Annotated in this window: 12 protein-coding genes and 1 pseudogene; 5 read left to right on the top strand and 8 right to left on the bottom strand. The window is 57.9% G+C overall.

Features of this window, described 5'->3' with window-relative positions; genetic code table 11:
* Positions 1-2 precede the first annotated feature (2 nt).
* Together HU752_RS02525 and HU752_RS02520 are read left to right on the top strand one after the other, a co-directional pair.
* Positions 3-1,145 carry a DUF262 domain-containing protein gene (locus HU752_RS02525; protein WP_186683802.1) on the top strand — a complete coding sequence of 381 codons (1,143 nt, stop codon included), beginning with the start codon at positions 3-5 and terminating at the stop codon, positions 1,143-1,145.
* Between the two features lie 3 nt (positions 1,146-1,148).
* Positions 1,149-1,829 carry an MAE_28990/MAE_18760 family HEPN-like nuclease gene (locus HU752_RS02520; RefSeq protein WP_186683803.1) on the top strand — a complete coding sequence of 227 codons (681 nt, stop codon included), beginning with the start codon at positions 1,149-1,151 and terminating at the stop codon, positions 1,827-1,829.
* A gap of 149 nt (positions 1,830-1,978) precedes the next feature.
* Here the strand turns inward: HU752_RS02520 and HU752_RS02515 are convergent.
* Positions 1,979-2,212, bottom strand: a pseudogene (locus HU752_RS02515) (type II toxin-antitoxin system RelE family toxin).
* Positions 2,213-2,458, bottom strand: coding sequence for a type II toxin-antitoxin system RelB/DinJ family antitoxin (locus tag HU752_RS02510; RefSeq protein WP_186683804.1), 246 nt, complete (start codon positions 2,456-2,458; stop codon positions 2,213-2,215).
* A 454-nt stretch (positions 2,459-2,912) separates the two neighbouring features.
* Between HU752_RS02510 and HU752_RS02505 the strand changes: the two genes are divergently transcribed.
* On the top strand, positions 2,913-3,185 hold the full coding sequence (locus HU752_RS02505) for a hypothetical protein (RefSeq protein WP_186683805.1): 273 nt from the start codon (positions 2,913-2,915) through the stop codon (positions 3,183-3,185).
* Positions 3,186-3,334: 149 nt separating this feature from the next.
* Positions 3,335-4,843, top strand: coding sequence for a beta propeller repeat protein (locus tag HU752_RS02500; protein WP_186683806.1), 1,509 nt, complete (start codon positions 3,335-3,337; stop codon positions 4,841-4,843).
* Positions 4,844-4,915: 72 nt separating this feature from the next.
* Here the strand turns inward: HU752_RS02500 and HU752_RS02495 are convergent, their stop codons facing one another.
* From HU752_RS02495 to HU752_RS02480, 4 genes are all read right to left on the bottom strand, one after another.
* The gene (locus HU752_RS02495) at positions 4,916-6,034 is read right to left on the bottom strand and encodes an ATP-binding protein (RefSeq protein WP_186683807.1); all 1,119 of its coding nucleotides are present in this window, start codon (positions 6,032-6,034) and stop codon (positions 4,916-4,918) included.
* A gap of 118 nt (positions 6,035-6,152) precedes the next feature.
* Positions 6,153-7,085: an alpha/beta hydrolase gene (locus HU752_RS02490; protein ID WP_186683808.1), complete on the bottom strand. Its 933-nt coding sequence runs from the start codon at positions 7,083-7,085 to the stop codon at positions 6,153-6,155.
* Between the two features lie 141 nt (positions 7,086-7,226).
* A complete protein-coding gene (locus HU752_RS02485) occupies positions 7,227-8,513 on the bottom strand; it encodes an OprD family porin (protein WP_186683809.1) in 1,287 nt (428 codons plus the stop codon).
* A gap of 289 nt (positions 8,514-8,802) precedes the next feature.
* Entirely contained in the window at positions 8,803-9,495 is a 693-nt protein-coding gene (locus HU752_RS02480) for a DsbA family protein (RefSeq protein WP_186683810.1), read from the bottom strand.
* A 250-nt stretch (positions 9,496-9,745) separates the two neighbouring features.
* Between HU752_RS02480 and HU752_RS02475 the strand changes: the two genes are divergently transcribed.
* Positions 9,746-11,836 (top strand): TonB-dependent receptor, encoded by a 2,091-nt coding sequence (locus HU752_RS02475; RefSeq protein ID WP_186683811.1) that lies wholly within the window; start codon positions 9,746-9,748, stop codon positions 11,834-11,836.
* A gap of 62 nt (positions 11,837-11,898) precedes the next feature.
* On the opposite strand, the gene HU752_RS02470 is transcribed toward HU752_RS02475, so the two are convergent.
* Together HU752_RS02470 and aguA are read right to left on the bottom strand one after the other, a co-directional pair.
* Entirely contained in the window at positions 11,899-12,099 is a 201-nt protein-coding gene (locus tag HU752_RS02470; RefSeq protein ID WP_186683812.1) for a hypothetical protein, read from the bottom strand.
* A 245-nt stretch (positions 12,100-12,344) separates the two neighbouring features.
* On the bottom strand, positions 12,345-13,451 hold the full coding sequence (aguA, locus tag HU752_RS02465; RefSeq protein WP_186683813.1) for an agmatine deiminase: 1,107 nt from the start codon (positions 13,449-13,451) through the stop codon (positions 12,345-12,347).
* Between the last annotated feature and the right edge of the window lie 102 nt (positions 13,452-13,553).

The raw sequence follows: 13,553 nt of genomic DNA, 5'->3' as shown, positions 1-13,553 counted from the left end.
AGATGAACGATTCAAATACTGCGGACGTCGATATTGTCGAAATGGAACCAGAGGGAGAAGGACTTTCTGGCTTCGAGAAAAAGTACAAGGCGCAAATGCGCCAAATTGTTACACAGAAGCTTGATATCCCGATATCCACACTTCCTGCAATGCTTGATGATAACATTAAAATTAATCCTGAGTTTCAACGTCGTGATCGCTGGGATGAAGAAAGACAATCACGTTTAATCGAATCTCTTTTGATGAACGTCCCTGTCCCACCAGTATTTTTAGGCGAGGATGATTACGGTTTTTATGTTGTCTTAGATGGCAGACAACGCCTCACCGCAATCCAGAACTTTCTAAATAACACTTTAGCCTTGAAGGGGCTAGTAGTCTGGGACGACTTGAATGGACTTAGATTCAATGACCTTGTCAAAAGAGGTCTGGATAAGCACCTAACTAGACGCTTCCTTTCAGCAATTGCTCTACTTAAAGAATCTTCCCCGGCCATTAAATATGATGTCTTTGATCGTCTCAACACAGGCGGCGTCAAAGCTAATGAAATGGAAGTTCGCAATGCTGTCTTCCGAGGGCCTTTTACGGATGCATTGCATAAACTGTCACGCCACCCAGATTTTTGTAAAGCATGGGAAATACCTGTAGACCCGATTGAGGCTCAATCCAATCCGATCTACCAGAAGATGATCGACCTTTCCATTGTTTTGCGCTTCTTCGCTCTTTCTGATCCAGAAAAGATTGATACCACTTTCAAAGACTTTCTCGGAGAGTTCATGGAGGAGCGTAACAAGCTATATATTGCAGATCCAAAACTTGAAAAAATGGATGCAGAACGCTTTGAGCGCGCAGTAGTAAATAGCCTTGCTGTATTTGGTACGAATTCTTTCAGAAACCCTTCAAAGATGATGAAGGGTCCACCGTCACTCCCAATTGCTGAAGCAATTATGATCGGCTTGTCAGAGTACGACCCGGCGTTAATAACAGAAGAAATTGCAGCACAAATAAAGGCTGATTTCACGACGCTTTGTAGCGACCCAGATTTCCTCAAGTCTGTATCAAGCGGCACCAATGGAAAAGGCGCCATTAAAACCAGGATAAACAAAGCGAGGGATATGTTTAGCTCGCACCTCAAAAAGAAACCTTGAGCTATGGACAACAATTTTATAGCCACGGATGACTTTTTAAGCTCTCTTGAAACGATTGAAGAAGTAGCACTATCGCTATCAACTCCAGCAGCGCTAAAACCTAACCAACTCGCCTGCACAAATGCAATAAGCTGCTCGGTTATAGTACTACTTAGCGGGTACTTTGAAAGCTACCTCAAGAATATAGTAAAAGACTATATAGAAGCCATCAACAACTTAAACAAACCTATAAGCCAAATTCCGGTCACTATGCGACTTAAGCATTACTCTGGCGGTGCGGACGCCTTAGTAAACGCTAGCAAAAAAGACAAAAAACTTAAATCAACAAATATATCAGAAGACCTAGCCAGACGACTAGGATCTTTAGATCAACCAAAATACTATCTCGCCTGGGAGTCATTTGCCAATACAAAATCGAATCCTGGTACAGAAACTGTTACAACACTACTGTCTGGTCTTGAAATCGAAAAGGCTTGGAATTCGATTGATGACCTAAACAAGTCTCATGGGCGATTAGACCTATTTCTTACGTCTTTCATAGAGATGCGTAATGTGTGCGCCCATACAGGTCGTCATCACACACCCCCTTCTGGAGCTGATCTAATAGACTATGTTGAAAAATTTAAAAGCCTGGCTGAATGCATCGACATGGTGATAGGTTTACGACTAGCAAATTTTGCATAGCTCTTTTCTAGGCAGTGAAAGGGTAGATATTGAGATAGAGTTGAATTATGCACCAGGAAAACCCTATGCTTATCAAGTAATTATATATAGATTCGATTCCTGGTGCCGCCACCTTTCGGCTATCGTCAATCGATCAGCCGCCTTATTGATCAGCCTGCTCGCTTATCCAAAGCAACCACGAGCACCACGACCTCTTGGTCAATAATTTGATAAACCAGACGATACCCGCTGCTACGCAGCTTGATCCTGTAGCAATCAGCCAAGCTGTGCAGTCAATTCGCCTCAACACGGGGATTGAGCAAGATTTCAGCAAGTTTCTTCTTGAACTACTGGCGAACTGTGTCACCCAGCTTGTGCCATTCCTTCAGAGCCAGCGCATCAATTCAAGGCAACAGGTCATTCATCGAAACCTTCACTCGCTGAGGTGCAGCCAGTAGCTCGCGCACGGTTGCAAGTAGAGTCTCGTCTTCTTCAGTCATCAAGACCGGCTTGAAAGGTAGCTGCCCACGCTCGACTACATACTGCAAAACCTGGCGCATCAGCTCGGAAGGCGTGACTCCCAGCTTCTCAAGCTCGCGATAGGCTCGCGTTTTGAGATCGTCATCGATACGGACATTGATGGATGCCATGGTGCTGACCTCGGCGTAATGACAGTAATCTTTACACTTACCCAAAACATCAACCTGAGCAAGCGTGCTGGAAGATCTACTGACGAAGCATCGCCTGCTTGTCCGGCTCCAACCCCTGCCCTGCCAGCGCTGAATTCTTTGGTTGCAAAAACGGCACTTTGCCTTCGTTTCGCACCATCTAACGCCCGCCTATAGTCCCTGGGTCGTCGCAAAATCGGCGACTCGATCTTAGCCGGTCGAAACAGAAAGTAGCCGCACAGGCGCCGCTAACCAATGCTGGCGTTTTTTGCTGTCTGGAGTTTTCATGTCCATGGCGGCTGTGCGCGGGACACCCTATGGGTGTGCCGGGTTTTCTACTTCTGTCCCGGTTCGGCTAACCCGCGTATAGCTGCCACCCTAACTTGTTTAGCCGCAGGTAGTGGTAGCTCCTATGGAAACTACAGGAGTTACTTCGATGCCCAAGTTCAAGCCGCTCCAAAGCAACCTCTGCCAAACCCCCGTCTTCTACTACGACGCCGACGCCCCGCTGACCGACCTGCACGAATGCGCCACCCAGCGCTGCAACGCCGCTCGCGACCTCATGTACAGCATCACCTGCCTCGGCTTCAGCCAGATCGATGACAAGGACCTGCGGCACTTCTCCACCGCCGCCTGGCTGCTGCTCCAGGATGGCTGCGATGTACTGGCCGCCATCGGCTGGAAGATGGAACGCGCCGCTTCGCACTAGAACAGCCACCTCCCGCCCGATGCCCACTGGCGGGAGGACTTTCCACCTGACCCACTTCACAGATCCAACCTTTCACCCGCGCCAGCAATTTACTCCCGCATCCGAAAATGAGAAAAGCTACCCAGCCTTTCCCTGGATACGGACCTCCCATGCCTCGCCTGAAGCTGCTCATCAAACTGCCGGTCATACTGATCGTCGCCATCGCACTGTGGTACATGTGGGTCATTCTCAGCGCCAAGCTCGAATGGGGCGGCAGCAGCCCGGATCAACAGACCCTGGGCGCGGTGCAGGACATCCGGCAACGGGCGATGACCCAGTTCTGCACCGGCGTCGTCGTGACCCCGCAAGGCACCTGGCTGGTCGGTCGCGTGGAGACCGAGGCCAAGGATCTGCAACCTGCCGCCAACGTGGTGGACCTGGACGCCGTGCTTTACGGCAAACCGGCGCAGACCGAGGATAAGGACGCGGAAGAATCCGGCACCTTCTCCAGTTTCCTCTCCCCGCGCCAGAAGGAAACCACCTTCATCTCGCGCTTGAATGCCGAGGGCCGTTTCGAGTTGGTGGCCCATATCACCGATCCCGCCTGCCTGGTGGCGAGCCCGGATGGCAGCCGGGTCTTCCTGCTGAGCGGCCTTGACCGCCCCGAAACCGATACGCCACCCGACGATGGCAAGCCGCAGGTGCTGTTTGCCGGAACACAAAGCGCGGTCTTTCGTACCGACGACCAGGGCAAGCACTGGAGCTGGTTGCCCAAGGGCTTTTTCTCCGAGGCCGATCACATTGCCTGGAACATCAAGCCGTACTTCCATGGCCAGAACGAGATCTGGGCCTGGAGTTCGCCGAGTCAAGAATCGATGGGTTATGGCGACATACCTGACGGCATCTCTACCGGGGTGTTCTACTCGGCCGACGGCGGTGCGACCAACACCGAGATCTTTGCCTCCCAGCCGCTGCTGGTGACCCAGGAATATGCCCAGGGCAAGCGCCCGGACGTTGCCGAGTGGTACAAGGATGCCAGCGACACCGGTGACCTGCAGACCCATGTCACGCAGTTGGACGCACAGCACGCGGTCATCTGGGTCTCGCAACGTTTCTGGGGGCGCAATCCGGGCGAAGGGGACCGCAACCTGTCGGTCAGCCTGACCACCCGCGCGCAGCTCAAGCGGGAGGCCGGCCAGTGGCGTGTGGAGTCCGTGCAACATGATGACGGGCTGTTCATCGATGCTCTGGTGGACAACGGCAATGGACGAGTCATCGGCCTGATCGACCAGGGTGAGCAGGGGCAGAACAGGATCGGCGAACTGGACACCGCCAAGCTGAGCTGGAGTGTGGTCGGCGAACTGCCCAGTGTGTTCGGGCCACTGGGCTCCGATAGCCAACTGCGCGAGGGACATTTCTGGATGGGGCAGAACAGTCTGCTGATCAATACCTCCAGCAACCACCACCCGCCGCGCTGGCTGTACTGGTGGTCGAAAGCCACGATTTCCGCAGACGGGGTGTTCTATTCCACGGACTGGGGACGCTCCTGGACGCGGCTGGCGATCGACGGCTACCTGGGCATTCTCGGCTTCCAGGAAGCACAGGACCGGGTGTTCTGGGCCAAGGGCAACTGGTACAACAGCCGTGATCTGGGGGTTTACTCGTACGGGCTACGCTGAAGATTGAACAAAGGGGCACCCATGGATCATATCGTAGGCTGCCCCTGGGTTAATGATCTGCCGGCTCCTCGATCAATCCGCTTCCAGTCCGCTATAAAGCCCACGCAGAAAACTCTCCAAAGCCTGCTCCTCGACAGCCCATCGGCCATGCCCAAGGTTGGCGACCAGACCCCGTTTGCGCAGGCGCTCCAACCCAGCCTGAACTTGTTGGGTGCTAGGCACTTGGCCGCTCGGTAACTCATCGGCCAAGGAGCGTCGGTATTCATCGGCATACAGCGATGATCCGGCGACAATCCCCCTGAGCAACAATTGATCCAGAGGTGGTAGCTCTTGCAGCAAAGTGGTGAATTGCCCTTCATCCACCATCCCTGCCCAAACAATCTTGTCGGCTTCCTTGACGGATATGAGTTGAGTCAAGCTGATCGTGAACAAGGTACGCAGGTAGTGGGGTGTCATGCCTCGGGCTACGTACAGGCGATAAGCTTGCTCCACTTCCCACTGCAAACCCGTCGTTTCCCGATAGAGCCGACCGAAATGCTCCGAGAACTCCCGCCCCAGATCAGGGAAACTCAATTGCGAACCAAACTGATAGAACGGTGCCTTGCTGCGCCGGAACATGCTCGTCAGACCATCCTGGGATGAGCCGGTAAACACTGCAAAAACGCTCCCCTGGCTAGTCGTAAGCAGGGACCGAAGCATGGCGGTGAAGTTCTCGAACGCCGGGCGCGTGGCCAAATGCTGCACCTCATCGACGATCAGCAACGCCTTACCCTTGCCCGCCATCCTGAAGCGCTCGAACAACTCATGAATCGAGGGAATCCCGGCCTCGTTCAGTTCGGCTTCGGCAGAAGCGGAGTCCATCCCCAAGCCGACCTTCACGCCCTTGAGGGAGCGCTTCGGCCTGGCCCACCAGGTTTCAATCCGGGTCAGCAGGCTGGTCTCATGCAGCGCCTTGGCGAGGGCGGCACAGATCACGCGTTCAGGGTCTTCCTTGTTGGACCACAGATCCGCATAGGCGACCACAAAGCCCTGCGACTCCGCCATCGGCGCAAGATCTCTCAGCAGGAACTGTGTCTTACCCTTGCGACGTGGCGCAAACAGGGTCGTGGCCTGCTGAAGCTGGTTCTCGAAACCCATCAATATCTGCTGGGCAAGAGCCGCGCGCGGAAAGTAAAGGCGATCAGGCGTCATGAATATGTCAATTTATGCAAAAAAACATAATTATGATTATTGGCATATTTATACATATTGCAAGGCCGCAAATATTACCGTTTCTGCCCAGAGGGGATTCCCACAAGCAGACCCTGCCTTAACGATCAACCGTGCTTTTCCCTGCGAGATCACTGACTGCCGTCGAAGGAAAACCGGCAAAGGCCTGGCGCAACGCCTTGGCGTATTCGCGGCTGCCGAGAATCATGCTGTTGATATGGTTGCCGCCCTTGATCAGCAGCAGGTGCTTGGGCTGCGCGGCAGCTTCATATAGCGTCTTGCTGAAGCGCGACGGAACGTAGGGGTCGTCGGTACCGTGGACGATCAGTACGGGAATGCCGATCTGGCTGATCTTGTCGATGGAGTCGAATTTCTCCGAGAGGATCCAGCGCACCGGCAACGAGGTTGGAATCGCGGCCCGGGCCGCGTCGCCCAGGTCGGTGAAGGTCGACTCGATGATCAGCCCGGCAGCCTTGGGCGACTGCTTGTCGGCGGCCAGGCGACCGGCCAGGTCCACCGCCACCGCACCGCCCAGGGAATGACCATAGATGTAGCGTTTGCGGGCATCCGGCTGCAGTTGCACCAGGCGCTTCCAGGCATTGCCGGCGTCCTGGTAGACGCTGCGCTCGGACGGTAGCCCACCGGGGCTGTCGCCGAAGCCGCGATAGTCGATGGCCAGCACCGAGAACCCCAGTTCACGCAGTTGGGTGATCCGCCCAACCTGTGCCGTCAGGTTCCAGCGGGTACCGTGCAGGTAGAGAATGGTGGGCGCATCGGCGCGGCTCGATGGCCACCACCAGGCATGCAGGTAGTCACTGCCGGCCAGGCCGTCGCTGACCGGGATCTGCATTTCCCGCACCCCGCCCGGCAGGCCGTTGAACCAGCCCGCGGTGCCCGGCTGGATATTGAACAGCAGTTCGCGCTCCTTGTAGGCCAGCCGGGAACAACCGTAGGGCAGGCCAACAGCAAGGAACAGCGCCAGCAATCCCAGGGACAGCCAGCGGCGACGGGCGATAAAGGTTCTGACGGTCATGGCGCCCGGCTCTCAATCCTGGGGAAGCATCCACTCACAAGCCCCACAGATTACCCGCAACCGGCACAAACAAAAACGCCCCGAACCAGTCGGGGCGTTTGTTCAACCTGGGATCAGGTCGCTACAACATTGTCGCGTCGATCAGAACACGTTGATCGGGTAGTCGACGAATACACGGACTTCGTTGCCGCCGACGTTGTACTCGCTGGACTTCTGCGACACGCGCAGGATCGAGCTGCGTACTTTCACGCTCAGGTCCTTGGCCGGGCCGCTCTGGACCACGTACTTGACCTGGTTGAAGATCTCGCGCTCGTTGCCACCGGTGCTGGTGGAGGTGGTGATGTTGTCACCACGGACGTAGGCGAAGTTGTAGCTCAGGCCCGGTACACCGAAGGTGCTGAAGTCCAGGCCATAGCCCAGCTGCCAGGAGCGCTCGTCCGCGGCGTTGAAGTCGGACCAGTAGGAGTTGGCCAGGTAGATGGAGTTGCCGCCATCACCCACGCGCCCCTGGCCACGCTGGTAGCCACCGTACGGGTAGCCCAGGAGGCTGTCGCCGGTGCTGCGCTGGTGCGCGACGGTGAAGGAGTGGGCACCCAGGGCGTAGGTGGCCGCCAGGCTCCAGATCTTGTTGTCACGGCCGTCGGCGTCGTGATCAGCCGCGTAGTCCTTGTCCAGCTTGGTGCGGTAGCCGTTGAAGTCCAGGGTCAGGGACTGGTCCTGGGCAATCGGGAACACGTAGTTCAGGTTCACGTACTGCTTCTTCAGCACGTCTTCGACGTCGGAGGCGTAGAGGGCCGCCTTGAAGTTGTCGGTGAACTGGTAGCTGCCGCCCAGCACGTTGATGCTCTTCAGACCACCGCTGTCACGGCCTTCATCGCTCTTGCGCGACTCTTCAGTGAAGTGACCGGCGTCCAGTTGCAGGCCCTTGATCTCCTTGGAGGTGATCAGGGTACCGGTGTAGCTTTCCGGCAGCAGGCGGCCGTTGTCGTAGCTCAGTACCGGCAGGACCGGCATCTGGTCGCCGTAGGTCAGTACAGTGTTGGACAGACGGAACTTCACCGCGGCACCGGCCTTGGCGATATCACGGGCCGGGTCGCCGTTGTTGTCCCTGGCGAAGAAGTCGATGCCCTGGGCACCGGTCGTGCCCTTGCCACCGTCCAGACGCACGCCGTACAGGCCGAATGCGTCGACGCCGACACCGACGGTGCCCTGGGTGAAGCCGGACTTGAAGGTACCGATGGCAGCCTGGCCCCACTCGGCCTTGTCCTTGTTGCCGTCCTTGTAGTCACGGTTGATGTAGGCGTTGCGCAGCAGCACGTTCAAGTGGCTGTCTTCGACGAAACCCTTGGCGTCCGATTGATCGCTTGCCATGGCCTGGGTAGCGCTGAGAATGCTCAGTGCGAGCAGACCGATCCGTTTGTTCAACATGTTGTTTTCCTTATAGCTTGATGAAACGCCCTGCAGCTCCCGAGCTGAACCTGTGTGTTGGTATTTTCACGCAGAAAAAAAAAGGCCCGCCTGCAGGTGAATGCAGCGGGCCTCTTATTATTTTGGGTATATGGCTTATAGCCACAGGCGTGCCGCGAATCCTATCCGCGACACGACTAAAGTGTCAATTTCGTGAATCCTCGGCAATTAGACAAGAATTTTTGGCCAACCTCGAAAAAAGGCATATCAGCCAGCGGCACGGCGGTTTTGCATGAGCGACCAGGGTGTTTCAACTCGCGCAACCGTCCAGCCCGCAAGACGGTGCCGTCCCGCCCTGCACGGATAATCCGGCCGACTCGCGCAGAGACTGGGCGAACGCTTCCGGCTTGCCCAGGTAGGGACCGATATCGACCAGGCTGAAGCGCCCCTCGCGCTCCAGCACCAGGGTCGGGAATCCCTGCCCGCCAACGCGCGACAGCAGTACCCGGCTGTTCTTGAAGTGCTCGACCGCCACCGCGCCGGTGTTGCGCTCGAACGCCGCCTGGAAAGCCTGAGGTTCCAGACCCAGCTCGCTCGCCAGTTCCAGCAGCACATCGACATCGGCGATGCGCCGCCCCTCCAGGTAGTGCGCAGTCTGCAACCTGCCGAGCAGTTCAAGCCCGCGTCCGGCCAGTTCCTCGGCTGCCAGCACCGCACTCGTCGGCGGGGCGGAATCGAAGACTGCCGAGCTGTCACGCAGCAGTCCCTCGAAGTAGGCCTGGCCGAACGGCTGGCCGGTGTACTCGGCAATGCGCCGGTCATGGGGCATGACGTAGTCACGCAGGTTCGGACTGACGAACTGCCGGCTGTTGCCGGCCATCATGCCACCGCCGTGCAAGGTCACGGGCAGCAGCTGGCTGGCCGCCTGCACCAGTGGCTTGGCGCCGTAGCACCAACCACAAAGAGGGTCGTAAATATAGTGAAGCGTCACGGGAGCGGTCATGGCGATTTCCAGGAAAGTGATCAACAGGCAATAGCGATAGGTTAGCGCCGGGCAACTGTTCGAAAAACGCCGATATGACTGCTGGTTTGTTGCAGGAACCGGTCATATGCCAGTCACGTAACAGATCAGACATATTTAGATACATACCAGGCATGCGCGTTATTGGTAATTGTTATCAATTAACAATAATACTCGATAACATTCACGCACATTTCCCAACCCCTCACACCCTCACGGATACATCCCCGTCATGCCTGCCCCCTACCGCCTGGCGCCCGCTACGTTCGGGCTTTGCGTTCTGCTGTCCGCCGGATTCACCCAAGCCACGACCACCCTGCCGGAGTTGACGATCAACGCCGAGGCCGACCCGGACGATCCGCGTGTCAAGGATGTCAGCACCGCGACCCGCACCACCACGCCGGTGCGCTACGTACCCCAGGCCATCGACTCGCTGAAGACCGCAAACGTACTCGACTACGGAACCAACGACCTGGGCAAGGCACTGAGCGGCATTCCCAACGTCAGCAGCGGCGCGGACACCCGTTTCGACAGCCTGCGAATCCGCGGTTTCGATGCCAGCAACGACTTCTACCTGGACGGTGTCCGCGACGACAGCCAGTACATTCGCGACCTGCACAATATCGAACGCATCGAGGTACTCAAGGGCCCCGCCGCAGTCCTCTACGGTCGTGGCAGCCAGGGCGGGATCGTCAATCGGGTCAGCAAGCTGCCGCAATTCGGGCGCCGCTCCACGGTCGAGGTGCAGGGCGGCAGCGATGACCTGCGCAGCCTCTACACCGACCTCAGCGTCGATCCCACGCAGGACCTCAGCCTGCGCCTGAATCTGGGCAACCAGGACCACAACAGCTTCCGCGACGGCGTCAGCGGCAACCGCCAATTGTTCGCACCGTCGATGAGCTGGCAACTGACGCCGGACCTGAACTGGCTGGTGCAGTACGAATACAGCCGCTACAACCGTACGCCGGATCGCGGTATCCCGGGGATCAACGGTCGCCCGGCCGATGTCGGTCGCGATACCAGCTACGGCGACCCACGCGACTACATCGACGACAAGGCGCAGTCGCTGCGCTCGAAGCTCACCTATGCACTGAACGACAACTGGCAACTGCGCCACACCCTCGGGATGTTCAAGCTCGACAGCGACTTCGACAACACCTACCTGACCGGCTACAACGCCACGACCCGCCAGGTCGCGCGCCAGCGCTGGCAACAGGACCTCAACACCCGCAACCTCTTCAGCAACCTGGAAGCCGAGGGCAGCGTCGACACCTTCGGCTTCGAGCATCGCCTGCTGACCGGCCTGGAGTTGGGCAGCCAGCGCCGAGATCCGAAGCTCTACACCTCGCTCGCCGCCAACCGTGGTGGCCAGGCAGTGCCCGCACTTGACCTGTTCAAACCAAACCACAATCTCAGCCACACCGGCGCCATGATGGTATCCAGCGACAACCACACCGAAGTGGAAAGCCGTGCGCTCTACGTGCAGGACCAACTGCGCCTGAACGATCAATGGCAACTGCTCGCCGGACTGCGCCATGACCGTTTCGAGGTCGAGACCACCAACAACCTGACCCACATCAAGGACGGCCGCGACAGTCACAGCACCAGCCCACGCCTGGGCGTGGTCTGGACGCCGCTGCAGGATCATTCGTTCTACGCATCCTGGAGCAAGAGCTTCTCGCCCGTGGGCGGCGGCCTGATCGGTATCACCCCGAATGCCGCCGGCAACGGCAACGACCTGAGCCCCGAATTGACCCGGCAAAAGGAAGTCGGCGTAAAAAGCGACTGGCTCGGCGAGAACCTGAGCACCACCCTGGCCGTGTATGAGCTGGAACTCTACAACCGCCGTACCAGCGACCCGCAGAACCCGGGGTTCACCCTGCTCAGCGGCCTGCAGCGCTCACGCGGCGTCGAATTGACCGGCACCGGCCGGATCACCGGCAACTGGTACCTGCGCGGCGGCATCGGTCTGCAGGACGCCACCATCGTCAAGGACAACAACGGCTTCGAGGGCAAGCGCGTCGGTAACGTCGCCAAGCGCAACGGCAGCCTGTTCCTGACCTGGAAACCGGAAATGGGCTGGTATGCCGAAACCGGCCTGACGCTGGTCGGCGACCGCTACGCCGACAACGCCAACACCGTGGTCCTGCCGGGCTACGGCACCTGGGATGCACTGGCCGGGTTCCGCACCCGCGACTGGGACCTGCGTGCCGCGTTGAGCAACATCAGCGACCGCACCTACTACACCTCGGCCACCAGTGCCTTCCAGATCCAGCCCGGCGCCCCGCGCAACCTGGTCGTCACCGGTACCTACAGTTTCTGACGCGCATAAAAAACGCCGCTGTCCGGATCGCTCCGGGCAGCGGCGTTTTCGTTTAAATCCATTTAACCCTGCAAAACCCCCAACAAGGCTTCCAGTTCAGCTTCGCTGAACAGGCCCGCGGGGTAGCGGTCGGTAATCATCCGACGAGGATCCTGAGCACGGGTTGCACGCGTTCCATTGCTTTTCAACCACTGAGCCAGAATTTGAAGCGATTCGCTCGTCACCGACAGGGGATGCGAAACTCGCTCGCTGGCTACGTTCATCTCGGCGCTCTCCTGGTTCATGAGCGGCTAAGTTACTCAAGGTTTATGACAAAACGTCGCAGTCCGAAGACGCTTCGTCTGTATCCCAGGCAGATACAAGAGCTATGCCAAAATGCCATTTCTGTGCACCAGCGCACATAAAAAAAACCGCGCCCCATAAGGGCTGCGGGTTTCATGAAGAAAAATTTAAGATGATGCAAAAGTGCCATCATTTGTACGGGTGACACCAGATGTTACAGCCTCACTCACCCACGGTGCGGCGCAGGCTGCTGTTGGGTAAGGCAATGGATATTCCCGCCCCCCAGTAACAATTCCCGCCCCGGTACCATCACCACCTCATGCTGCGGGAACAGCTTCTGCAGGATTTCCCGGGCAATGGCGTCCTTCGGATCATCGAAGCTTGGCGCAATGATCCCGCCGTTGACGATCAGGAAATTCACGTAGGAACCGGCCAGGCGCACCGACGGGTTGCGCTCCTGGCTCCCAGCCACGGCATCGACGCCAGCGCATTCTTCCTCGGTGGCGTACAGCGGGCCCGGAATCGGCATCTTGTGCACCACGAAGGCGCGGCCCTTGGCATCACGGGCGTTTTCCAGGACGTTCATCGCAGCCTGGCAACGCGGGTAGTTCGGGTCCTGCGGGTCGTCGGTCCAGGCCAGCAACACCTCGCCCGGGCGCACGTAGCAGCAGAAGTTATCCACATGGCCGTCGGTTTCGTCGTTGAACAGGCCATCCGGCAGCCAGATCACCTTTTCCACCGCCAGGTGCTCGCCGAGGACCTTCTCGATCTCCTCGCGGCCCAGGTGAGGGTTGCGGTTGCGATTGAGCAGGCACTCCTCGGTGGTGATCACCGTGCCCTCGCCATCGACATGGATCGAACCGCCTTCGAGCACGAAGCCTTCCGTACGGTACTCCTGGCAGCGCTCGATCTCGAGGATCTTGCCACCCACCTGTTCGTCACGGTTCCACGGGAAATACAGGCCGCCGTCAAAACCACCCCAGGCGTTGAAGCCCCAGTGCACACCACGAACCTCGCCCTGGTCATTGATGACGAAGGTGGGGCCACTGTCGCGGACCCAGGCGTCGTCGCTGGACATTTCCACCACGCGGATGTTCGGCACGTCCAGACGCGCCCGGGCGTTTTCGTACTGGCTGGCGGAGACCGCGACCGTCACCGGCTGAAAGCGGGCAATGGCCTTGGCCACTGCGGCATGCGCTGCCTGCGCCGGCTTGCCGCCCAGGCGCCAGTTGTCCGGGCGCTCGGGCCAGATCATCCAGACCTGGGTCTGGGGCGCCCATTCGGCAGGCATGTGGAAGCCATCGGCGCGAGGGGTGCTGTGCAGGATACTCATGGGGATCAGGACTCCAGTGAACCGTCGAGGGTGTTCAACGTAGGTAATGTCGACTTTATAGCCGATAAAAATCGGCTTTTAAAGCTAATAAATTATTACTCG

The sequence above is a fragment of the Pseudomonas vanderleydeniana genome (assembly GCF_014268755.2).
In the GTDB taxonomy this organism is placed as follows: Bacteria; Pseudomonadota; Gammaproteobacteria; order Pseudomonadales; family Pseudomonadaceae; genus Aquipseudomonas; species Aquipseudomonas vanderleydeniana.
Note: the sequence above shows the minus strand (reverse complement) of the source record. Positions and strands in the feature narration are given on the sequence as shown.